Below are 22725 nucleotides of genomic sequence, written 5' to 3'. Positions count from 1 at the left end.
CGAGGGTGGCCTGCTGCCCCTCGCCCCGGACGCGAAGGTCGCGGTGATCGGCGAACTCGCCCGCACCCCGCGCTACCAGGGTGCGGGATCGTCACGGATCAACCCGACGCGGCTGGACAACGCGCTCGACGAGATCCGGGCGCTCGCGACCGTCGAGGTGCCGTTCGCGGCGGGCTACTCCGCCGAGGGTTCCGGGGCGTCGGAGCTGACCGCCGAAGCGACCGCGGTGGCGTCCGCCGCGGACACGGTGCTGCTGTTCCTCGGGGTGCCCGCCGAGCTGGAATCGGAAGGCTTCGACCGCGAGGACCTGGAACTGCCCGCCTCGCAACGCGAGCTGCTCGACGCGGTGGTCGCGGCGAATCCGAACACCGTCGTCGTGCTGTCCAACGGGGGCGTGGTGCGGCTCTCCGGTTTCGCGGACCGGGTGCCCGCCATCGTCGAGGGCTGGCTGCTCGGGCAGGCGGGCGGCGGCGGAGTCGCCGACGTGCTCTACGGGGTGGTCAATCCGTCGGCGCGGCTCGCCGAGACCGTCCCGGTGCGGCTCGAGGACACCGCCGCGCACGGGAACTTCCCCGGCGAGCACGGCCACGTCCGCTACGGCGAGGGCCTGCACGTCGGCTACCGCTGGTACGACGCCCGGCAGCTCGAGGTGTCGTACCCGTTCGGGTTCGGCTTGTCCTACACCACCTTCGACTACGGCGACGCTGTGGTGACCGGTAATGCCGAGGTGACCGGTAGTGCCGAGGGGACCGGGGGCGGCGACCTGACCGTCACGGTCACCGTCACCAATACGGGTGACCGGGACGGCGCCGAGGTCGTGCAGGTCTACGTGAGCCTGCCGGATTCCGCGATGACGCGGGCGCCGCGCGAACTGAAGGGCTTCGCGAAGGTACACCTCGCCGCGGGCGAGTCCCGGGAGGTCCGGATCCCGGTGCGCCGCGCCGACCTCGCCTACTGGGACACCCGCGTCGACGCCTGGGTCGTCGAGGGCGGCACCTACACCGTCGAGGTGGGGGCCTCGAGCCGGGACATCCGCGCCGTGTGCACGGTCGAGGTGACCGGCGACGAGGTGCAGCTGCCGCTGTCGCTGGAGTCGTCGATCGGTGAGGTCCTCGCGAACCCGGTCGCGGCCGGGCTCGTCATGGAGGCGTTCGCATCCATCACCGGGGCGGGCGACGGTGGCGCGGCTCCGGTGCTGGACGAGAGCGTGCTGAAGATGGCCGAATCGATGCCGCTGAGCCGGATGGTCGGGTTCCTCGGCGAAAAGTTCGATCGCGACCGGCTTCGGCAACTGATCGACGCCGCCAACGCCGCTCGGTGAGTGCGCCGTGTGAAACGTGTGGATCGTTCGGGCGATTGTTCGCCACCGCCCCAATGTGATTGAGTGGGCGGCGCCGGTGGGGGCCGGCGTTTTCACTCGATGATGTGGGGGAATGTCCGTGGCGGATGAAGCAGCGCTACCGGAGCCGAGTATCGCGCTCGACGACCGGAAACCCGGGTCGATGGCGATCGACCCGGAAACGCACACGATCTACGTCGTGACGCGGCGCGGTGTCGGTGGCGACAGCACGATCGACGTCGTCGATCCGGCGCGCGGCGATGTGGCGGCGACGATTCCCAGCGTCACGAATGCGAGCGCGGTAGCGATCGCGCCGGATCGTCACGAACTCTACGTCGCCAATTACGCCCTGCGCACCGTCTCCGTCGTCGACACCCGGACCCGGGCCGTCACGGCCACGATTCCGGTCGGGAAGGAACCGTGGGCCGTGCGAGCCGATCCGTCGGCTCCCACGCTGTACGTGATGACCGGGGACGAATTCACCGTGATCGACGCGGACCGCAGGGTCGTCACCTCGAACTTCCGCATCGACAACGAGTTCCCGGAGATCTCCCGGGGATTCGCCGTGATCGCGGGACGTCTGTACGTTCCGATTCCGATCGCCGGTGAACACGACTGGGTCGGAGGCAAGGTCGCCGTCGTCGACATCGCCACCGGCGGCGTGATCACCGAGATCACCGTCGGTCGCTCCCCCGACCTCGTCCTCGACCCGGCCGGTCCGACGATCTACGTCGTCAATCGGTACGACGAGACGATCTCGGTCATCGACCCCGCCACCGGCACCGTCACCGGCCCGTACCCCGTCGACTTCGAGGGCGGGGGCGACTCGGCGATCGACCCCGCACGGCAGACGCTGTACATTACGAACTTCAGCAGCGACACCGTCTCCGAAATAGACCTGGAATCAATGGAATTGGTGCGGACCCATCGGGTCGGCGATGCTCCGCGCAGCCCCGTCGTCGACCCCGCGACGCACCATGTCTACACGTCCGACAGCCACTCCCACAGCATCTCGGTGATCGAACCCGCCGAAGCGCCGCACTGAGCGCACGACGCGAGCGCAAGGCGGCCCGCCGGTGCAGGCAGGTCGATCGGCGACAGTTCCACCCGGACCGTGTCGGTGCGGTGTGCCAGCATGGGCTTGCACTCGACACCGAGGGGAGTTCCGTGACCACAGCCGATGTCCATCGCCTGGTCCGCTTGCAGCGCGATCACCAGGCATGGTCGCTGCTGCGGGCGGACAACGCCGCCGTGGTCCTCGCACTGCTGGCCCGGCATTTCGACCATGGGACGCGGCGGCTCCCGGCCCCCGAACTGTTCGAGTTGCTCGACACCGATCTCCAGGAACTGCGCGACGAAGGTTTCGATCTGCCACGCACCGGTCAGGCCTACTGCGCGGACTGGGTGCGCGCCGGCTACCTGCTGCGCCGGCCGAGCACAGACTCGCGCGAGGAAACCCTCGAACCGACCGAGTCGACGTTCGCCGCGCTCGCCTTCGTGTCCGGATTGACGAGTACGACCAGTTCGGTGACCGAGTCGCGGCTGACGACCCTGTCCAGCCAGCTGCAGGCACTGGCCCGCGATTCCGATCCCCGCAGCGAGTCGCGGTTGGCAGCGCTGCGCGCCGAACGCGACGCGCTGGACCGGCAGATCGCCGCCGTCGAATCCGGGGATTTCCCGGTCCTGGACGGCACCCGCGCCGCGGAACGGGCGAAGGAGATCCTCGCGCTCGCCGGGGAGATCCCGGGCGACTTCGCGCGGGTGCGCGCCGAGCTCGACTCCCTCAACCGGGAGCTGCGCGCCCGCATCCTCGACGACGAGGGCGACCGCGGCGATACCCTCGGGGAGGTGTTCCGGGGCGTCGATCTGATCGGCAACTCCGACGCCGGGCGCAGCTTCACCGGGTTCTACGACATGATCATCGATCCGGAGCGCTCCTCCCAGCTCGACGCATGGATCGAGGTGGTGCTGCAGCGGTCGTTCGCGCAGCTGCTCGACCTCGCCGAGCGGCGCCGGTTCAGGTCGCTGCTCACCGAGATGGAGACCTCGGGCAGCGAGGTGCACGCAACGATGACCTCGTTGTCGCGGTCGCTACGCCATTTCGTGCAGTCCCGCCACTACGAGGAGCATCGGCGGCTGCAGCGGCTGTTGCGCTCGGCTCAGCAGCAGGCATTGGAGGTGGCACGGCGCCGCAAGCCCTACGACCTGCTCGACCTCGAACTGGTCCGGATCGGCATGAGCATCGACTCGGTGGCCGCACTGCAGCTGCACAATCCCGCCGACGACCTGGTGGCCGAGCCGGTGGTATCGCAGCCGGCCGGTGAGGTCGACCTCGACGAACTGCGCCGCATCGTCCGCGAGTCGGAGATCGACCTGGACGAGCTGGCCGGGAACGTCGCTGCGACGCTGGGTGCGCGTGGCCGCGCCACGATCGGCGACGTCCTGCAGGATCATCCCGCGACGCAGGGACTGGCGAGTGCCGTCGGACTTCTGGTGCTGGCGGCAGAGCACGGACATCCCATGGACGGCACCGAGGACATCTCGTGGACTTCACCGCGCGGCAATGTCCGGATCGCGTCGATCCGTCGCTACCTGTTCGACCCGACCGACGCTGCGTTCGCACTCCCGCAAGAGGACGCCTGATGACCGAATCGATCCCGCTCTACCCCGGCGACACCGGCGAGCTCGGCCTCGAAACCCGCCGTGCCCTGGTGCAGCTGCTGAAGGGGCCACTGGTCACCGCGGAGAAGCACCCCGAGATCTGGCGGACGATCATCCGGGACGAACGGGTGCTGCGCTCACGGCTCGCCGACGTGTTCCTCGACCTCGTCGTCGACGAGAACGACCTGCTGGCCTTCACCCGTCCGGCCGACACCGGCGACCACAAGACCCCCACGGTGCTGCGCACCGAACGGCTGACGTTCATGGACACCGCCATGGTGCTGGCGCTGCGCCACCGGTTGTTGCGGGCACAACCGGGCGAGCGGGTGATCGTCGACTTCGACGAGGTCACCGCCCAGCTGGAGATGTATCGCGGGGCGACGAGCACCGATCCGGCCGGTTTCCGGCGACGGGTGCATTCGTCGTGGGAGAAGCTGAAGAAGTACTCGCTGCTGGCGTCGACATCCACGGAAGGTCGCATGGAGGTGTCACCGGTGCTACGGCAGTTGTTCGATGCGGATCAGGTCGCGGCCGTCGAAGCGGAGTTCCGGCGCATCGTCGAAGGGAGCCCGATGTGACCGGCGAGCCGATCCACCCCACCCAGTTCCGCCTCGCACGCGTGCAGGTCGTGAACTGGGGAACCTTGCACGGGCACCACGATATTCCGGTGGCGCGCAAGGGTTTCCTCATCACCGGCGCTTCCGGATCGGGCAAGTCCACGCTGATCGACGCGATCTCGACGGTGCTCATGCCCGCGGGCAATGTCCGATTCAACGCCGCCGCACAGGAATCCGCGGCCGGCTCGGGCCGCAACTTCGTCAGCTACATCCGCGGTGCGTGGCGGCGCGAGGCGTCCGCCGACACCGATTCGCTCACCGCGTCGTATCTGCGGCCCGGGGCGACGTGGAGCGCCGTCGCACTCACCTACCGCACCGGCGACACCACCGCTCCGGTCACGCTGGTCAAGCTCATGCACTTACGACGCGGCGCCAATACGAACAACGACGTGTCACATCTGCATCTGATCCTCGACATCGACGTCGACCTGACCGAATTCGAGCCGTTCGTCGCACGGGGGATCGACACTCGCGCGATCCGCAAACAGTGGCCCGATGCCGTGGTCAATCCCACCTACGCGCCGTTCGCCCGCGCGTTCCGGTCCAGGCTTGGCATCTCGTCGGAAGCTGCGCAGCGTCTGCTGCACCGCACGTTGTCGGCGAAAGGCCTGAACAGCCTCGATCAGCTGCTGCGCGACTACATGCTCGACGAACCGGGCACGTTCGCGATGGCGGAGCGAGCCACCACCCAGTTCCGCGATCTGCGGGAAGCACACCGAGTCGTCGTCGATGCGCGCCGGCAGGTGCAGACCCTCGACCCTCTCGTGGATCTCGCCGCCACCCGCAACGGCGGACTGCGGGCGCAGCGCGAACTCCAGGACGAGTCCGACCATCTCGACGCCGTCCACGCCGCGCTGACCGTCGACCTGCTCGAGGACAAGCTGGAGGAAGCCAAGGCGCAGACCGGGCTGTTGCTGGCCGCTGCCGACAAGACCGCCGCCGAAGCCGACCGTGCTGCCGAACGCACCCTCGATCTTCGGGTGCGGGTGGAAAGCGCGGGCGACGGCAGGCTCGCCACGCTGCGCACCCAACGGGCGGCAGCGGAGACCGACATTGCACGGATCACCAAGCAGCGCAGTCGGTTCGAAGCATCACTCGGGCCGTGGGAGGCACAGGTGCCGAGCACAGCCGAGGAATTCGCACACCTGCAGGCACAGATCGAGACCGAACTCCGCGAACTCGACGCCCAGGCCGACACCCGCCGCCGCGAGCTGTACGAGGTGGCGAGCACACTCGCCGAGCACCGCAAACGCCTGCGCGAACTCGTCGCCGACCGGGAGGTGCTGGCGCGGCGACGGTCCAACCTCGACCCCGAACTGCTGCGCGCCCGCGAGCTGGTGTGCTCGGCCGCCGGCCTCGGGGAGGACGCGCTGCATTTCGCCGGCGAACTGCTCGAGGTCCGTCGCGAGGATGCCGCGTGGACCGGGCCGATCGAGCGCGTACTCGGCGGATTCGGCCGGACCCTGCTGGTGCCCGACGAGTTCTATCCGCGCGTGGCCGCCGCGGTCGACGCGCATCACCTGGGCGCACGGCTGGTGTACCGGCGGGTGCGCGCCGCCGCCACGCCACCCGACACGCCCGCCACCGCCGAGAATTCCCTGGTCCGCAAGCTCGATGTGCGCGCCGGGTCGCTCACCGCGTGGGTGTGTCACCATCTTGCCGAGCGGTTCGACTACGTGTGCGTGGACACCGCCGACGATCTGCGCCGCGTCTCCCGCGGTGTCACCCGGGCCGGGCAGGTCAAACACGGACCCGACCGTCACGAGAAGGACGACCGGCGCCGCATCGACGATCGCAGCCGGTGGGTACTGGGCTTCGACAACGAGGCCAAGCTGATCGATCTGCGCGGACGCATCGACACCGTCGAAGGGGACATCGCCGGTCTGGAACGACGGCAGAAGGCGCTCGAACAGTCCGAGGACAATGTGCAGCAACGCCGCCAGTCCGGCGCGGCGATCCGCGAATCCTCCTGGGCGGAAATCGATGTCGAATCGGCCCATCGGGCACTCGACGCGATCGATACCCGGCTGCAGGACTGGATGCAGGACAACACCGAGTACACGACCCTCACCGCCGAACTGGAACGCGCCCAGGCCGAGGACCGGGCCGCGCGGCAGGCCCACACCGCCGCCCGCGCCAAACTCGACCAGCACCGCGACGAACTCGCCGCGGTACAGCAGCGCCTCGACGACGCGCGCACCCACATCGGTGGCACCGTCCCGGACGTCGTCGCCGCCCGGATCCGCGCGCGCTTCGCCGCCTCGGTACGACGCGTCACCGCCGACAACGTCGACCGCACTCTGAGCACAGTGGGCCGGGCCATCAGCGACGAGTTGCGCGCGGCCCAGCGCGCCACGGCCGATGCCGAACAGCACATCACGCGGATTCTCACGGCGTACCTCGCCGAATGGGAGGCGCGGCGGGCCGAGATGCGTCCCGACGCCGAATACGTCGACGACGCGATCGCCGTCCTGGCCCGGCTGCGTTCCGACAATCTGCCCGCCTACGAGGACGAATTCTTCCGGCTGTTGCGCGAACAGTCGCATCGGAACATCGGTGAGCTCGCGCGGGCGATCCGCAAGGCTCCCGGCGAGATCCGTTCGCGCATCGAACCGGTGAACGAGTCGCTGCGCCGCTCCCCGTTCGACACCGATCGGATCCTGCGCATCGATGTGAAGGACCGCCGCTCCCCCGCCGCCTCGGAGTTCCTCGCCGAGCTGGTGCGAATCACGAGCGGGTCCTGGAAGGAGGAGGATCGCGGCGAAGCCGAACTCCGATTCGAGCAGATGGCGGCTGTGCTCGAGCGCCTCGACTCGGGCGAACCCGCGGACCTCCGGTGGAAGCGCCTCGTGCTCGACACCCGGCTGCACGTCGGATTCATCGGCGTCGAGGTCGATTCGGAGGGCAACGACGCGAACTACCACGATTCGAGTTCGGGATTGTCGGGCGGGCAGGCACAGAAGCTGGTGTTCTTCTGTCTCGCCGCGGCCTTGCGCTATCAGCTGGCGGCGGACGGCGACGAACTCCCGCGGTACGGCACGGTGATCCTCGACGAGGCGTTCGACCGCGCCGACCCGGCATACACCCGGCGCGCACTGGATGTGTTCACCCAGTTCGGTTTTCACATGGTGCTCGCGACCCCGCTCAAGCTGCTGCAGACTCTCGACGACTACATCGACGGTGTCGCGTCAGTGAGCATCCGAGACAAGCGGTACTCGCAGTTGGCGTTGCTGCCGATCCGTGACGGCGCCGAGGACACGGAGTGAAGTGGGTGCCACCCGACGCGGTGAGCGCCAAGGCACTGGCCGCGTACCGGAACCGGCGGGCACGCTGGATTGCCGATCCCGTTGCGGCCGAGTCCGATGCGCTGTCGATCGCGCTGCATCCGCCGTCCGAGGTGCGGGTGGCGGACGACCCCGACGCCGCGGTCGCGTGGGTACGCGAGTGGCACCGGTATTCCGGTCCGGGGCGCGTCGACTGGGAATCCCGCCGCTGGCGCGACTTCGGCACCCAGCAGGTTCCGGTGCGACTGGTGTTGTCGTCGGCCTCCGAGATCGCGGCCGCGGCGGGACGCGCCTCGGAGTGGGCACTGCTCGGGATGCGGCAGCGGCGGCTCGTCACCGGACTCGGTCCCGGCACCCCGACGCTGGCCGCCGCGGTCGCGTCGACCCACACCCGCTGGATGGATTTGGAGGAGCAGGACTTCGCCACGCTCGTCGCGGTGGTGCGGTGGCTGGCCGATCATCCCGCATCGGGGATGTTCATTCGTCAGCTTCCGGTGCCGGGGGTCGACACGAAATGGGTGTCGCGGCACCGCGGTCTGGTCGAGACACTGCTCGACGGAGTCCGCGGCGACCGCGACCTGGGCGTACGCTCACTGCCGCGCATGTGCGAGGTCGCGGTGTGCGACCGCTCGCTGCTGCCGGCGGCGCCCCGCATCTTCGCGACACCGCTCGCCGAACTCGCCGCGCTCCCGCTACACCCGGCGATCACACTCGTGCTGGAGAACAAGGAAGGCCTGCACGCGCTGCCGGACCTGGCGTCGACGGTTGCGCTGCACGGCGCCGGTTATTCGGTGCACGAACTCGCGGACGTGCCGTGGCTCGCCGCGTCGGACGTCGTGTATTGGGGTGATCTCGATACGCACGGGTTCGCGATCCTCGACCGATTCCGCCGGCACCTGCCGAACGTGCGCAGCCTGCTGATGGACCCGGTGACCGTCGAGAACTGGCGGCACCTGGGCGTGCCCGAGCCGACCCCGAACTCGAACGTCCCCGAGCACCTGACCGAATCCGAACGCGCGGCTTTCGACCTGGTCCGGGCCGAAAACCTGCGGATCGAACAGGAGCGGCTCCCGTGGCCGTACGTTCTCGACCGACTGCCGGGCGATGGGAGCCAGTTTTCGGTCTGACCGGGCCGAGCCACCACACCGTGGGAGGAGGCGGCATTCGGGAGGTTGTTCAGACGGTCGCAGGGCCCGTTTCGACGGGGTTGGTCGGATCCGACGACCACTGCGACCACGAACCGGGGAACAGCGCGAGATCGATGCCCGCGACCTCGGCCGCGGCGACGACCACCGCGGCGGTGACCCCGGACCCACAGTAGGTGCCGGCGCCGCGTTCGCCGTCGACGCCGTGCGCCGCGAACAACGCGCGCAGGTCGTCGGCGGGCGCGAACCTGCCGTCCTCCCCGAGCAGCGCCGTGGACGGCAGGTTCGCCGCACCCGGGATGTGCCCGGCGACCGGGTCGATCGGTTCGACCTCGCCGCGGAAACGTTCGGGGGCGCGGGCGTCGAGCAGCACACCGGCCCGGGCCAGGTCCGCCGATTCCGAGGCGGTGAGGGTTGCGAGCGCGCCCGCGTAGAAGTCCCTGCGTCCGAGTGTGATCGAACCGCACTGCGGCCGAACCGCTTCCGTGCTTTCCGCTCCTCCGGCCGCACGCCACGCCGCCCATCCCCCGTCGAGAATGCGCACGTCCTCGAGCCCGGCGGCACGCAGCAGCCACCAGGCGCGGGCCGACCCGGCGCGGTTCCAGTCGTCGTAGACGACGACGGTGTCGCCGTTGTCGACACCCCACCGGCGCAACGCTGCCTCGAGTGCGTCGGCGGACGGCAGCGGGTGCCGGCCGCGACCGGGCACGGTGTGGTCGCTGAGGTCGGATTCGAGATCGACGTAGACGGCACCGGGGATGTGCCCGGCGGCGTACGCGGCGCGGCCGTCCGGTTCGGCAAGTGACCACCGGACGTCCAGGACGCGGACGGGTTCGTCCGAGGCGAGGAGGTCGGCGAGTTCTGTCGCGGAGACCAGGGTCATGGCGTGTCCTGTCGGTCGAAGAGGTCGGGGCTCGGGGTCAATCTTCCTCGTCGACCTCGACGCCGTACCGGGCGACCAGCGCGGCGAGGCCGTCGTCGTAGCCCTGCCCGACCGCGCGCACCCGCCACTTGCCGGCGCGGCGGTAGATCTCGGTGAGCACCATCGTGCGTTCGGTGGTGCCGGCGTCGAGGACGAACGTCGCGGCGGTGGTGTCGTCGCCGTCGATGCTCACCGACACGGCCCCCAGCTCGCCGAAGGTGCGGTCGCCGTCGATCGCGGCGGCGATCGCGACGCGGTGGCAGTCCTCGGGGAGCCCGGCGAGGTCAAGGCGCACGCACTGTTCGCTGGGCCCGTCGACGGTCAGCTCGACGACACCGTCGTCGACGAGGGGGTTGTTGTAGAACACGAAATCGTCGTCGGTGTCGACCTTGTCGTCCGGTCCGAGCAGGAACGCGACGACGTCCACGTCGTACTCGTCGCCGACGGCCTCGGCCTTCCACGCGACGTTCACCGCCCACGACGTGTTCTTCGCGGGCAGGTCGATGACCTCGCCGCGGGCCAGCACGGGTGCGGACAGTTGCGCTTCGAGGCGCATGTGCGGCGGCACGACGCCCCGCTCGAGCGCGGCGTCGACGTCGTCGCGGGTCAGGACCGGGAGTTGCCTCGCGGTGACTCGCGGCATGCGCTTGTCGTCGTGGCCGCCGTCGAGGACGAGCACGTCGGTGACCGCGGCGGTGAAGTTGAGCGCGGGCCGGGCGCCGAGCTGGGTGATGCGCGAGCGCATGAGCACCCCGTCGAGATGCGTGCCGCCGAGCAGCAGCACGCGGCGACCCGACCACAGTTTCGGCTTCTGCCCGGCAAGCGTCCATGTCGGGGCCGGAGCCTTGACCGGTTCTGCGGGCTGCTGGATGACGATCGGTGTTTCGATATGCGCGACGGGTTGCGGCACCACGTCGATGACGGTCGCGACCTTCGGGACACCGGGCCGTACCTCGGCGAGCAGCCGTTCGAGTTGCGGTTCGTCGATGATGGGGATGTCGAGGGCCATGGCCTTCCGGACCTTGCCGGTCTGCACCATCCGGTCGTTGCACACCAGCACGCTGGTCTGGCGGCTGACCTGATTCATCACGTCGAGGCCGGCGTCGGTCATGCGGGATGCGAGCGTCAGGCGTGGGGTGGTGGTCGAGCCGCTGATCACGACCTTCATGCCCTGCACGAGCCCGGCGTCGGTGAGCCGGCCCGGGTTCTGCCAGTCGCACGCCACGCGCTGCACCGAATCCGGGTAGACGGCTTTGCGGTTGCGGCAGTTCACGACGGGCAGCGGCAGTTGCAGGCTGTCCGCGAGCGCGGCGCTGTGCACGAACACCTCGGACAGGACGCGCGCGTCGTCGTAGGCGTCGTGTTCCTGCAGCTGCTGCACCCGCCAGTGCTGCGCGAGGGTGGACAGGCGGAAGTTGGGGACGTCGAGTTCGAGGCGCCGCGACAGCGCCATCGTGCACAGCCGCTTCTGCATGGGCAGTGACGTTCCGGCGCGGCGGAACTCGGCGTCGAGGAAGCCGTAGTCGAACGTTGCGTTGTGGGCGACGAGGGTGCCGCCGTCGAGGACCTCGGCGAGGTCGCGGGAGATGTCCTCGAATCGCGGCGCGCCCGCGAGCCGTTCGCGGGTCAGGTTGTGCACGTGGACGGGACCGGGATCGCAGTCCGGGTTCACGAGGGTGGAGAACTCACGCTCGACGGTGCCGTCCTCGCCCAGGACCAGCGCGGCGACGCTGAGCACGCGATGGGCGTTGGGACGCAGGCCCGAGGTCTCGACGTCGACGACGACCCACCGGTGGTCGCGCGGCAGTGTCGTCGTGTGCGTATCGATCACGTTTCCTCCGGTCGTCCCCGGCCGGGCTGCACCCCGGCACGTGGGGACATTCTGGCCCGACGGTCCGACACGATCGGCGCCACCCCCGCCGCCGGACTTCCCGGGCCGGAGTTCCGCTCTATACGGCCCGCAGCCCGTACATGTAGGTGGTGAGGTACTGGTCGATGAACGGGGTCCGGATCTCGTCCGAGTCGGGCATCGTGATGAGCAGGGCGTAGAGACCGACGAGGAACGAGACCGCGTTGTGGAACGTGTCGACCTCGGCGGGGATCTCGCCCCGTTCCTGTGCGCGCGCGAATTCGTCGACGAACGCCACGATCACCGGATGGTGCGGCCACTCCTCGGACGGCGGTCGCTTGGTGGAAAAATGCAGGGCCAGAAAGTCTTTGAACAGCTTGTTGCCGAGGCGCCGCTCGAGCGCCTTCAGGATGCGGACGGCTTCGGCGAGGGTGTCGCGCACACCGTGCCCGGTCGCGAAGAACCGCTCGAGCTCGGCTGCCATGCGCTCCTCCTCGCGCTTCTCGAGCTCGAGCAGGACGTGTTCCTTTGTCGGGAAATGGAAGAAGAACGTGCCGTGGGCGACGCCTGCGGCGGCGACGATCGCTCCGGTGTCGGCCGCCGCCATACCGTCGCGCTTGAACTCCGCGATCGCAGCCCCGAGCAGCCGCTCCCGCGTCTGAAGGCCCTTCGAACCGCGCGTCTGCGGTTTGCTCGTCACCATCCACAACCCGTTTCCGCCCACCCTCGGGCTGATCGTTCTGACTCTGCGGCGAGTTTACGACAGTGGAGAAAAACTGACTCAACTCAGAAACCCTCTTCCACAGAGGTCGATCGCAGGTTACCGTTCACCGGAAGCCCGTCGGGCGGCTCGCGCACGAATCGACTGAAGTCAGTCTGTGGAGGTTGCGGTGCAGATACTCGAACAAGCCCAGGACTCCCCCGCCGCGGGCAACGTCAAGGCGCAGCGGGTGAGCCTGTGGACCGGACCCGCGGTCGCGGCCGTGCTGCTGGTGGCGTGCCTGGCGTTTCCCGGCTTCCGGCCCCCGATGTCCCCCACCCTGCCCGCCGACGAGGTCGCCGCGTTCTATCGGGAGAACACCGCGTGGATCCGGTTCAGCATGGTCACGTTCAACCTGTGCGGGATCATGATCCTGCCGCTGTTCACGGTGATCGTGGTCCAGATGAAACGCATGCGGCAGAGTCACGTGTTCGCCTACTGCTACCTCACCGCGATCGTCAGCGGCGCAACGATCTTCGCGCTGTCGAACATCTTCTTCCTCGTCGCCGCGTTCCGCCCGGAACGCGACCCCGAACTGGTGATGCTCCTCAACGACCTCGCGTGGATCGTGTTCATCGCCCCGATCGGCATGGTGGTCAGCCAGTTCCTTCTGCTGGCGGCCGCGATCTACTTCGACAACGGACCCGACCCGGTGTTCCCGCGCTGGGTGGGGCACTACTCGCTGTCGACCGCGGTCGCGATGATCCCGGCGGCGGGTGCCGCGGTCGTGCAGACCGGACCGCTGGCGTGGGACGGACTGCTGTCGTTCTGGTTGCGCAACGGCGCATTCGCCCTGTTCATGATCGTGATGTTCTTCGTGCTGCGCCGGACACTGCGCCGGCAAGCCCGCGCCGAAGGCCTCATCCGAGCCGAAGGCCTGATCCGATGAGCACCCTGACCCCGCGCCGCGACGTCACGCCGCAGCCGGCACGCGGCGGCAGACCCGACGTCTGGTTCGTGTACTGGATCTTCCCTGGCTTCTACGCCGCGTTCGGCGTGATCATCTGCCTGCTGACGCGGGTGACGCCACCGCCGCGGCCGGACGTGTCGACCGCGCAGAAGGTCGAGTTCTTCGCGCAACACCACACCACGATCCAGATCGGATTCTGCCTGCTGCTCGTGCTGCTCGGCGGCGCCGCGATCACCAACGGATTGGTCGCCTATCACATGACCCGCATGTCGGTCGGTTCCGTCTTCGCCTACGGCTACATCGGCGGCATGGCGGTCGGCGCGCTGCCCGGCTTCCTGCTCGTCGCCGCGTGCTTCCTCACCGCGACCTTCCGGCCCGACCGCGATCCCGAACTCGTCGGCCTGCTCTACGACCTGGGCATGCTGTCCTACAACGGTTCGCTCGGCTGCTTCTCCGCCGCCTATCTGGTCCTCGCGATCGCGATCCTCTACGACCGCAACAACATCTTCCCGAAATGGTTTGCCTACGTGAGTATCTGGCAGATCGTCACCGAGGTGATCGCGACCCAGATGTTCGTCTTCGCGTCGGGGCCGTTCGCCTGGAACGGATCGATCGCCTTCTGGCTGGCCGTCGTCGTGTTCTGCGTGTGGCTGGGAGCGCTGATGGTGCTGCTGAAACAGGCGACCGCACGCGAGCCCGCCTACTCGCCGAATCGGACCGAGGAAACCGCATCATGAACCGCCCGAGTTCGTTACCCGTCCCGGCACGGACCGCCACTACGGACACCGCCCGCACCGCCGCGCCGAGCCGGCACCTGCCGGGCGATCGCGACATGTGGGTCATGGTGCTCGGCGACATGCTCATCTTCGGTGGCTACTTCGTCATCTTCATGATCTACCGGGCGATGACGCCGGAGGCCTTCCTCGAGGCCCAGCAGCATCTCGACGTGACCATCGGTGTGGTCAATACCGTTGTGCTGCTGACCAGTTCGTGGTTCGTCGCGCTCAGCGTCCCCGCGGTCCGGCAGGGCCGGCACGAGCACGGTATCCGGCTGGTATACGCCGCGGGCGCGTGCGGCGTGCTGTTCATGACGCTGAAGTTCTACGAGTGGTACACGAAGATCACCGGCGGGCAGACCAACTCCGAGATGTTCTACTCGTTCTACTACGTGCTCACCGGCGTCCACCTGCTGCACGTGCTGATCGGCCTCGTCGTCCTCGGGGTCGTCGTGCGCGAACTGCGCAACCCATCCCGACGCAGGGTGTCGATGGTCGAATCCGGAGCGGTCTACTGGCACATGGTGGACCTGCTCTGGGTGGTCATCTTCGCCCTGCTCTACGTCATGAGGTGAGGCGATGACCACGACTGCTCGACCGGACACCTCGACGCGCACGATCACCGCCACGTGGCTCGTGCTGACCGCCATCACGATCGCCTCGTGGTGGCTGGCACCCGGCCATTCGTCGACCGCAGTCGGCGCCGGCGTGCCGATCACCGTGCTGGTCCTCGCGCTGGCCGCCGTCAAGTGCCGCCTGATCATCCGGACCTTCATGGAAGTGCGCGGGGCGCCGCGCTGGTTGCAGTGGGCGACCGACGGCTGGCTCATCACGCTGATCGCGGCGGTGCTGGTGATCTACCTGATCTGATCGATCGCGACCCTCACTCGGGGATCACCTGGAATCCGGCCGTACCGACGGTGGTGGCGCCGTCGGGCCCGATCACCGTCGTCGTGATCGTGTAGTCACCCGGTGCGTCGAGGACCAGTTCGTGCGCGCGGACGCGGCCCGAGCACGCGGCACTCCGGTCGGTGTGACTGTAGCCGCCGGGGCCGGTCACCGTGGACACGACCTGGCAGGTCTCGTTCCAGACTTCACCCCCGGACTCGTCGATGGATCGCCACCGGAACACCACTCCCGCGGTGCCGTAGGTGGTCGCCTGGTACATGTCCGGTCCGACCAGGTGCCCGCGACCGCCCCGTTCGGTGAACACCCGGACCTGCTCGATCGCCGGCGGTCCGGGAGGGGATGTCGTCGTCACCGGTGTGGTGGCCGGGGTACTCGGGGGCGGAGCGACGATTCGCACCGCCGAGGTGGGCACGGTGACGGTCACCGTCGGGGCGGGAGCGGTGACCGTGACGGTCGACGGCGGTGCGGCCACAGGTTCCGGCGCTTCCGGTTCCTCCCGGAGAACGAGCAGGTAGAGCACTGACAGAACGAGCGTCGCCACCACTGCCCCTGCGAGGGCTGCGATCAGCATGGCTCTTCGTCCCGATCCGTTGTGCCCTGGGCCCGGGTTGGTCATCCCGTGATGGTCTCAGGCGATCGGGCGCCGGAATATCGTCCGACCGAACGAAATTTCGATCCGGCCCCACACGGGAACGGATCGGTGGTCAGTCGGTGCCGTGCTCGCCGAACAGGTCCGGCAGCCCGTCGGAGATGCGGTTCGGGAACTGCGGTTCCCGCTTCTCGAGGAACGCCTCGACGCCTTCGCGCACGTCGTCGGAGGTGCCGCGGACGTAGATGCCGATGGACTCGGCACGGTGCGCCACCTCCGGGCCCGACGCACCGAGCATCCGCCACATCAGTTGCCGCGTCAGGGCCACCGAGACCGGCGCAGTCCCGGTCACCAGTTCGCGGGCGACCTCGAGGGCGCGGTCGAGAACGCGCTCGGCCGGGACGATTTCGCGCACCAGACCGCGCGCGAGCGCTTCGTCCACGGGCACCATCTTGCCGCCGACCGTCCATTCGACGGCGGTGGAGATCCCCACCACGCGGGGCAGGAACCACGTGGAGCAGGCCTCCGGTACCAGCCCGCGGCGCGCGAACACGAATCCGAATTTTGCTGTGTCCGAGGCGATCCGAATGTCGGCGGGCAGGGTCATGGTGACACCGACCCCGGCGGCGGGACCGTTGATCGCGGCGATCACCGGCTTGGTGGAGCGGAAGATCCGCAGCGAGACCATACCGCCCGTGTCGGCGGGTGCGCCGCCGGTGTCGGGATCGTCGTCGAGAACGAACGTGTCGCCGCCCGCCCCGAGGTCCGCGCCGGCGCAGAACGCCCGACCGGTTCCGGTGAGCACGACCGCGCGCACGTCGTCGTCGGCGTCGATCTCGTCGAAGGCCGCGAGGAGCCGGTTGCACATCTCGGTGGTGAACGCGTTGAGCCGATCGGGGCGGTTCAGACGCACGATCGCGACGGCTCCGTCACGCTCGACGACAACGGATTCCTCGGTACCGGTCTCGGACACGGGCGACCATCCTTTCAAAGGTTCGAGCCTTCGGGTGTTCGGCGTCAACCTACCCGTAGGTCCCCATCGCGACGTCCGAAGGACTAGTGTTCGGTTGTATGCGCAGGACGGCGAAGAGGTTCGCGACGGCTGCGGCGCTGATGACGATCCTGGCGGGACCTCAGTCCGCGTGGGCAGCACCGATACCTGTCCCGGCCCCCGACGGGACGGTGAGCGCCCCCGCGCGCACGCAGATCTCGTTCGCTCCCCTGTCCGGCGCCCGCACCGGAACTGCGAACGAACACGAATCCCGCACGGCGATGTCGATCATCAAGCTCTACCTCGCCGAGTACGTCGTGCGGCACGGTGATCCCGCGGATCGTGACGCCGCGGTCGAGATGATCCGATCGTCCCACGACGGGATCGCCGAGAGACTGGCCTCGAAGTACCCGGGCGCGATCGCGGCGACGATCGCCGAGTTCGGGCTGGTCGACTCCTACGCTTCCGGATACTGGGGAACCGCGACGACCTCGACCTACGACATGGTCACCTACCTGGATACGAAGATTCGGACCGACCCCGGATCACCGGTGCTCGCGGCGATGTCCTCGGCCGGTGATCGGGCGGCGGACGGAACCGCCCAGAACTTCGGTACCGCGCGGCTGCCGGGAGTGATCGGCACCAAGTGGGGGTGGACGGACGATCGCAGTTCCGCGCACGCGTCGGCGTCGTTCGGACCGGACTTCGTCGTCGCCGCGTCGACCTACGGTTCGGCCGAGCAACTTTCGTCCGACGTGACCGCCGCGTTCACCGACGGTCCTGCCACCCCACCGCCTCCGGATCCGTTCTGCATTCCGATCGCGCCACCGCTGTGCATACCGGGGACAGGGGCGGCGAATCCCTAGTATTTTTGCCGCCATGACCAGTTCGTGGCAGGACCCCGATGCCGTCGAGTTCATGCTCGACGAGTGCGACACGTGGGCCGTCGTCGGGTTGTCGGGTGATCCGAGCCGGACCGCGTACGAGATCGCGGAGTTGTTGCAGTCGCGCGGCAAACGGATCGTGCCGATCCACCCGTCGGCGCCGACGGTGCTCGGCGAGCAGGGCTACGCGACGCTCGCGGACGTCCCGTTCCCGATCGACGTCGTCGACGTGTTCCGACGCTCGGAGTCCGCCGGCGAGTTTGCGGATCAGGCGGTGGACGTCGGCGCGAAGGCGGTGTGGTTCCAGCTCGGCGTCGTGGACGAGGACGCGTTCGACCGGACGATCGCGGCGGGTGTCCCGATGGTCATGGATACGTGCCCGGCGATCGAGTGGCGCAAACGCGGCTCGAGGTGAGACCGCGGTTCAGCGGAAGACGTCGCCCTTGGTCGACGAAGCCTTGACGCGTTCGACGATCCGGTCGTGCAGCTTGGACGCCGTGCGCCACCGCATCGCGAGCCGGTCGTAATCCATGTTGTGTTCGGCGACGATGTCCTTGAGCTGCTCGAGTTCCAGAGGAGCGAGCCGCGCGCGCAGACCGTCCTCACCATCGGTGCGGTACGCCGCGAACGGGTCGAACGGGCCCGGGGACCGCTTGCCGCGCCGCGCAACCGATTTCCTCTCGGCCGGTTGCTTCTCGACCGGTGTCGCTGCGACCGGCGCGAGCTGGGGGCTCGCCGGTTCTGCTACCGCCGCAAGGACACCGGAGAGCGCCTTCGCGAATCTCGGTGTGCGAGCGGCCTCGTCGGCGACGACCTGAACGAGCTTGATCAACGCGGTCGCGGCGACCGGGGTGCTTTCGCTCAAGCGCAGCAGGGCCGCACCGGCTTCCCCGAGTTGCAGGCGCAGTCGGGCTTCGCTGCGGTCGATGTCGGTCACAGCATGACCTGCGCATTCATGAGCACGTCCTCGGTGAGCATGCGCAGTGCGTCGTACTGTCCGCTGTTGCCGTACTTGCGCTTGAGCGTGCCGTACGGCACGAAGTCCGCGGACTGCGCGATCTGCGTGGCCTCCGGGATCCACGACGGTGCGACGTTGGCGGTCTTCTCGTCGCGCTGCAGTCGCTCGATGGTGCTGCGGTGCAGATTCGATGCACTGCGGTACTTGGTGATGACCAGCCCGATCTCCTTGATCGGATGACCGACCCGCTCGGCGAACTTCTTCACGCGAGCCTGGAGTTGCGGAATTCCGTAGGTGGACAAGATGTCCGGGATCGTCGGGATGATGTATCCGTCGGCGAGCCGCAGACCGTTGAGGGTGAGCATGCCGAGGTTCGGCGGGCAGTCCACGAGGATGTAGTCGTAGTCACCGGCGATCGGGGCGATCGCGGAGGACAGCACTTCGATCGGTCGGGTCGAGACCGGATCGGCGTACTGCTGGTGGCTCAGTCCCTCCTGGATGTCCATGAGATCGAGCGACGATGCGAGCAGGTCCACACCCTTGACCGTCTTGACGGACGAGACGTTGCGCTGCAGCGCCTTCTCGAGGTCGAAGTCGGGCGCCGACGGGTCGACGGCCTTGCGGAACAGTGTCGCGAGGGTCCAGCCGAGTTCGTTGAGTTCCTGCCAGCGTTCCTCACCGACCATCATGGTGGTCAGGTTGGTCTGCGGATCGAGGTCGATGAGCAGCACCCGCTGCCCGAAGTCGGCGGCCATGAACTCCGCCAGTGCCGCGGTCGTCGTGGTTTTCCCGACGCCGCCCTTCAGGTTGATCGTCGCGATAACCCGCGCCACCACCCGCTCCCTCCGCAAGAACCTCTCGTTGCGCGGGCAACTATACGTCGGGGCGGGTGTGCGGCTTCCGAGCAGGTCAGGGGAACTCGATGATCGCGCGACCCACGATCTCCCCGCGTCCGAGGGCCCGATACGCCTCGTCGACGTCGTCGATCGCGTAGCGGCGGGTGATCACGCTCTCGGGACGGACGGTCCCGGCGGCGACCATCGCGAGCAGCGCCGGCATGTCGGTGCGGGCGCGGGCGCCGTAGGAGCCGCGGATCTCGAGCTTGCGCCGCACCAGCCGGGCGAGGTCGATCTCACCGGTCGATCCGGCCGGGGCGATGCCCACCACGACGGCGCGTCCGCCGTCGTCGAGGACGTTCAGGGCGGTCGCGAACGTGTCGGCGCGACCGAGCGCTTCGAAGGCGACACGGACACCGGTGCCGCCGGTCAGCTCGCGGATCGCCTCGACCGGATCGGTGACCGACGAGTTCACGGTGTGCGTCGCTCCGAGTTTCGTGACGGCGGCGAGTTTGTCGTCGCTGACGTCGACGGCGATGATCTGCGTCGCGCCGGCGGCCTTCGCGAACTGGACGATGCTGGAGCCGACCCCGCCCGCCGCGATCACGGCGACGCGGTCGCCGACGACGACCTGGGCGACGTTCGCGACCGCGCCGTACGCGGTGAACGAACTGCACCCGAGGATCGACACCTCCCCGAGGCCCACGCCGTCGGGGACACGGAACACGTCGGTGGCGGGCACGACGCAGTATTCGGCGAGCCCGCCCATCGAGTACATGGCCAGCGGTGTGCCGTCGGCGCGGGACAGCCGGGTCTCGCCGTCGTAGAGGGTGCCGCCGAGCCGGTTGTATGCGAAGAACTTCTCGCACAGGTCCTCGGCGCCGCGCACGCAGTGCCGGCACGTGCCGCACGGCATGATGAAGCTGCACACGACCGGGTCGCCGATCGCGAGTCCCTCGACGTCGTCACCGAGTTCGGCGACGGTGCCCGAGACCTCGTGCCCGAGGACCGCGGGTACCGGGAACGCGACCTCCGACCGGAGTACGTGCAGGTCGGTGTGGCACACCCCGCACGCGGAGACCTTCACCAGGACCTCCCCGCGACGCGGGACAGGGCGCGGGATGTCCTCGACGACGAGGGTCGGTGCGTTTCCTTCGAACACAGCAGCTTTCACGGCGGGGCGCCTTCCGTTCGGTGTCGTCGGACACGCTCACGCTAGTACTACATCGACGGTCCCGGCGGCAAGAGTCGCCGGACTCTGGCCGATTCCCTCCACCCCGCTGTAGGACTACAGTGGAAAGCAACTGACTACGGTCGTAATCAGATGGAGGGGGCGTATGCGTACCATCGACACACTCGGAGATCTCGTCTCTCCACTCGGCGGCTCGATCAACGCGGCCAACGTGATCATGCAACTCGCTCACCCCGGCGTCGGGCAGGGCGTGGTCGACAGCAAGGTCGACTCCGGCCGGGCCGACCTGCACCCCGTCAAACGTGCCCGCACCACCGGCACCTACCTGGCCGTCGCCGTGTTCGGCACCGAGGACGACCGCGACTTCATGCGTGAATCCGTGAAGAAGATCCACGCGCGTGTCACCTCCGAGCCCGATTCCGCCGTGCGCTACAGCGCCAACTCCCCCGCGCTGCAGCGATGGGCGGCGCTGTGCCTGCTCAAGTACTTCATCGACCAGCACGAACTGCTCTACGGCCCGCTCGCCGAGGACGAATACCACCGGATCCTGCTCGACGGCAGCACCCTCGGGACAACGTTGAACGTGCGCCCCGAGGCCTGGCCGACCACCCGCGCCGAGTACGAGAAGCTCTGGAAGGAGGGAGCGGCGGAGATCTCGATGAACGACGAAGTGCGCGAATACCTCACCGCGCTGTGCAATCTCGCCGTTCTCGAGGTGCGCCTCGGCCGGGTGGGTCGCGCGATCCACCGCACGCTCGGGGCGCCGTTCGAACTGGTCACGCGCGGCGCGCTGCCGCCGGAGTTCCGCGACGTCATGCACTACCCCTGGACCGCCGACGACCAGCGGCGATTCGACCGCTACCTCCGTGCGGTCCGCCGGATCCACCGGGTGACCCCGCACGTGTGGCCGCTGCTGTGGAAGGCCTACCTCGTGGACATGCGCACCCGTCGGCGCCTGGGTCTGCGCGTCTTCTGACCGGGCTATCTGCCCTTGGCTTCGACGGCGATCGTGCCGCGCGCCCCACCGGGCGCAGCGGTCACGGCCGAATCGGCGGTGGCGTAGCCGTGCAGGTCGAGGCTCGGCGCGTGGTCGACGACCGCTCGGACGACGGAGTTCCCGGACAGGAAGATGATGACGCCGTCCGCCCCGGTGGCGGGCAGGTTCTCCCAGATCGTGCTCTCGGTGCCGATGCTTCGGTTCACCTCGCTCATCAGCAGCGGCACGCGGAAGTAGTACATGCGATCCCATCCGCTGATGCCCGCGGCTTCTGCGACCTCACCGAGTGTGCGGGACTCCCCGTCCGCCAGAACCTTCTCGAAGGCGGTTTCGAGGACAGGGTCCTCCACGATCTCGACGGTGTTCGGACCGCCACCGCAGGCTGCTCCCGTCGCCGCCACAGCAGCCAGCCCCAGAATCGTCAGCTTCCGCGCCCAGCACGACGCCACTCCGGTAACTCCTGTCACTCGCCCCCCACCATGACGGCGAGAAAGCTATCACCCGGGGCCGCGCAAATCCACGGTCGATCAGACCGGAGGCCGCTCCCTCGCGGTGAGCGCCGCGATGTCGCCGCGCAGGGCAGCCTGCAGGGATCGGATCGAGCCGGCCGCGACGTCGACCTGATCCCCCACGAAATGCGTGTTCTCCGCGGACAATTCGCGAGCCCCCGAGCGTCCGATGAGACGGTCGATGCGCTCGTCCAGGCTTGCGGTACGTTCGGCGATCCGGTCGAGACGCAACTGCTCCTCCGCCGTGGTGAGCAGATCACCGATGCGCGCGAGCGCCGCGACGCGGTCGACGAGCTGATCCCACACCGCCTCCAGCGCTGTCGCCCTCACCTCGAGCCCGGCACGCGCGGCCGGCGCGGTACGTGCCGCGTCGGCGAGTTCCGCGAGCAACCCGCGCAGGGCGACGGTGTCGACGGCGATCTGGGTGAGTTCGTCGGCCAGATCCAGCTGCGCGCGTTGGACGACGAGTTGCTCGGAGTTCCACGCCGCGGACGTTTCGATGCGGTCGTAGAGGCTGCCCGCGAGAAAGAGGAGCGTGTCGTAGCGGTCGACGAAGCGATCGTCGTCCTCGGGGACCTGGCGGGACAGCGCGTCGGC

The 22725-nt window shown here is 68.6% G+C and carries 22 protein-coding genes and 1 pseudogene; 13 read left to right on the top strand and 10 right to left on the bottom strand.

The genetic code is table 11. The annotated features are described in order from the left end of the window. From ACN675_RS20680 to ACN675_RS20655, 6 genes are all read left to right on the top strand, one after another. Positions 1-1321 (top strand): glycoside hydrolase family 3 C-terminal domain-containing protein (locus ACN675_RS20680; protein WP_420752628.1); only part of this gene is annotated, 1321 nt, incomplete at its 5' end. A gap of 118 nt (positions 1322-1439) precedes the next feature. Beyond that, the gene (locus ACN675_RS20675) at positions 1440-2384 is read left to right on the top strand and encodes a YncE family protein (RefSeq protein WP_197251428.1); all 945 of its coding nucleotides are present in this window, start codon (positions 1440-1442) and stop codon (positions 2382-2384) included. A gap of 122 nt (positions 2385-2506) precedes the next feature. Continuing rightward, positions 2507-3982: a DUF3375 domain-containing protein gene (locus ACN675_RS20670; protein ID WP_197251429.1), complete on the top strand. Its 1476-nt coding sequence runs from the start codon at positions 2507-2509 to the stop codon at positions 3980-3982. After that, positions 3982-4578 carry a DUF4194 domain-containing protein gene (locus ACN675_RS20665; RefSeq protein WP_197251430.1) on the top strand — a complete coding sequence of 199 codons (597 nt, stop codon included), beginning with the start codon at positions 3982-3984 and terminating at the stop codon, positions 4576-4578. The genes ACN675_RS20670 and ACN675_RS20665 overlap by 1 nt, the downstream gene beginning before the upstream one ends. Continuing rightward, positions 4575-7883: an ATP-binding protein gene (locus tag ACN675_RS20660; protein WP_420752627.1), complete on the top strand. Its 3309-nt coding sequence runs from the start codon at positions 4575-4577 to the stop codon at positions 7881-7883. Before ACN675_RS20665 ends, ACN675_RS20660 begins: the two co-directional genes overlap by 4 nt. After that, positions 7880-9028: a DUF3322 domain-containing protein gene (locus ACN675_RS20655; protein WP_420752626.1), complete on the top strand. Its 1149-nt coding sequence runs from the start codon at positions 7880-7882 to the stop codon at positions 9026-9028. Before ACN675_RS20660 ends, ACN675_RS20655 begins: the two co-directional genes overlap by 4 nt. A gap of 49 nt (positions 9029-9077) precedes the next feature. On the opposite strand, the gene ACN675_RS20650 is transcribed toward ACN675_RS20655, so the two are convergent. The 3 genes from ACN675_RS20650 to ACN675_RS20640 form a co-directional block, all read right to left on the bottom strand. Further along, entirely contained in the window at positions 9078-9929 is an 852-nt protein-coding gene (locus tag ACN675_RS20650; protein WP_248675108.1) for a sulfurtransferase, read from the bottom strand. Positions 9930-9966: 37 nt separating this feature from the next. Next, positions 9967-11799 (bottom strand): TerD family protein, encoded by a 1833-nt coding sequence (locus ACN675_RS20645; protein WP_420752625.1) that lies wholly within the window; start codon positions 11797-11799, stop codon positions 9967-9969. Between the two features lie 118 nt (positions 11800-11917). Then, positions 11918-12520 carry a TetR family transcriptional regulator gene (locus ACN675_RS20640; RefSeq protein ID WP_420752624.1) on the bottom strand — a complete coding sequence of 201 codons (603 nt, stop codon included), beginning with the start codon at positions 12518-12520 and terminating at the stop codon, positions 11918-11920. A 187-nt stretch (positions 12521-12707) separates the two neighbouring features. Between ACN675_RS20640 and ACN675_RS20635 the strand changes: the two genes are divergently transcribed. The 4 genes from ACN675_RS20635 to ACN675_RS20620 all read left to right on the top strand — a co-directional run bounded on the left by ACN675_RS20635 (position 12708) and on the right by ACN675_RS20620 (position 15133). Next, a complete protein-coding gene (locus ACN675_RS20635; protein WP_420752623.1) occupies positions 12708-13466 on the top strand; it encodes a hypothetical protein in 759 nt (252 codons plus the stop codon). Further along, positions 13463-14224: a hypothetical protein gene (locus ACN675_RS20630; protein ID WP_420752622.1), complete on the top strand. Its 762-nt coding sequence runs from the start codon at positions 13463-13465 to the stop codon at positions 14222-14224. Before ACN675_RS20635 ends, ACN675_RS20630 begins: the two co-directional genes overlap by 4 nt. Before the next feature lie 95 nt (positions 14225-14319). Next, the gene (locus ACN675_RS20625) at positions 14320-14838 is read left to right on the top strand and encodes a cytochrome c oxidase subunit 3 (RefSeq protein WP_420752629.1); all 519 of its coding nucleotides are present in this window, start codon (positions 14320-14322) and stop codon (positions 14836-14838) included. Positions 14839-14842: 4 nt separating this feature from the next. Beyond that, complete coding sequence (locus ACN675_RS20620) at positions 14843-15133, top strand: cytochrome C oxidase subunit IV family protein (RefSeq protein WP_420752621.1); 291 nt, start codon at positions 14843-14845, stop codon at positions 15131-15133. Between the two features lie 13 nt (positions 15134-15146). Here ACN675_RS20620 and ACN675_RS20615 read toward each other — a convergent pair whose 3' ends face one another. Both ACN675_RS20615 and ACN675_RS20610 read right to left on the bottom strand, forming a co-directional pair. Next, positions 15147-15743: a hypothetical protein gene (locus ACN675_RS20615; RefSeq protein ID WP_420752620.1), complete on the bottom strand. Its 597-nt coding sequence runs from the start codon at positions 15741-15743 to the stop codon at positions 15147-15149. A gap of 133 nt (positions 15744-15876) precedes the next feature. After that, on the bottom strand, positions 15877-16734 hold the full coding sequence (locus tag ACN675_RS20610) for an enoyl-CoA hydratase-related protein (RefSeq protein WP_420752619.1): 858 nt from the start codon (positions 16732-16734) through the stop codon (positions 15877-15879). A gap of 98 nt (positions 16735-16832) precedes the next feature. Here ACN675_RS20610 and ACN675_RS20605 point away from each other — a divergent pair, with 98 nt between their 5' ends. Together ACN675_RS20605 and ACN675_RS20600 are read left to right on the top strand one after the other, a co-directional pair. Next, on the top strand, positions 16833-17618 hold the full coding sequence (locus tag ACN675_RS20605; protein ID WP_420752618.1) for a hypothetical protein: 786 nt from the start codon (positions 16833-16835) through the stop codon (positions 17616-17618). Positions 17619-17631: 13 nt separating this feature from the next. Further along, on the top strand, positions 17632-18051 hold the full coding sequence (locus ACN675_RS20600) for a CoA-binding protein (RefSeq protein ID WP_420752617.1): 420 nt from the start codon (positions 17632-17634) through the stop codon (positions 18049-18051). Positions 18052-18060: 9 nt separating this feature from the next. On the opposite strand, the gene ACN675_RS20595 is transcribed toward ACN675_RS20600, so the two are convergent. The 3 genes from ACN675_RS20595 to ACN675_RS20585 all read right to left on the bottom strand — a co-directional run bounded on the left by ACN675_RS20595 (position 18061) and on the right by ACN675_RS20585 (position 20604). Further along, complete coding sequence (locus tag ACN675_RS20595) at positions 18061-18573, bottom strand: hypothetical protein (protein ID WP_420752616.1); 513 nt, start codon at positions 18571-18573, stop codon at positions 18061-18063. Beyond that, on the bottom strand, positions 18570-19427 hold the full coding sequence (locus ACN675_RS20590; protein ID WP_420752615.1) for a ParA family protein: 858 nt from the start codon (positions 19425-19427) through the stop codon (positions 18570-18572). Before ACN675_RS20590 ends, ACN675_RS20595 begins: the two co-directional genes overlap by 4 nt. A gap of 76 nt (positions 19428-19503) precedes the next feature. After that, positions 19504-20604 carry a zinc-binding dehydrogenase gene (locus ACN675_RS20585; RefSeq protein WP_420752614.1) on the bottom strand — a complete coding sequence of 367 codons (1101 nt, stop codon included), beginning with the start codon at positions 20602-20604 and terminating at the stop codon, positions 19504-19506. A gap of 163 nt (positions 20605-20767) precedes the next feature. On the opposite strand from ACN675_RS20585, the gene ACN675_RS20580 reads away from it, so the two are divergent. Beyond that, positions 20768-21598, top strand: coding sequence for an oxygenase MpaB family protein (locus ACN675_RS20580; RefSeq protein WP_420752613.1), 831 nt, complete (start codon positions 20768-20770; stop codon positions 21596-21598). 5 nt (positions 21599-21603) lie between these two features. On the opposite strand, the gene ACN675_RS20575 is transcribed toward ACN675_RS20580, so the two are convergent. Both ACN675_RS20575 and ACN675_RS20570 read right to left on the bottom strand, forming a co-directional pair. Next, complete coding sequence (locus ACN675_RS20575) at positions 21604-22086, bottom strand: hypothetical protein (protein WP_420752612.1); 483 nt, start codon at positions 22084-22086, stop codon at positions 21604-21606. A 60-nt stretch (positions 22087-22146) separates the two neighbouring features. Then, positions 22147-22725: pseudogene (locus ACN675_RS20570) on the bottom strand (hypothetical protein); the annotation flags it as partial.

This window comes from Rhodococcus sp. O3, from assembly GCF_048897285.1.
Taxonomy (GTDB): Bacteria; Actinomycetota; Actinomycetes; order Mycobacteriales; family Mycobacteriaceae; genus Rhodococcus.
This window is presented reverse-complemented; position numbering and strand designations above follow the sequence as displayed.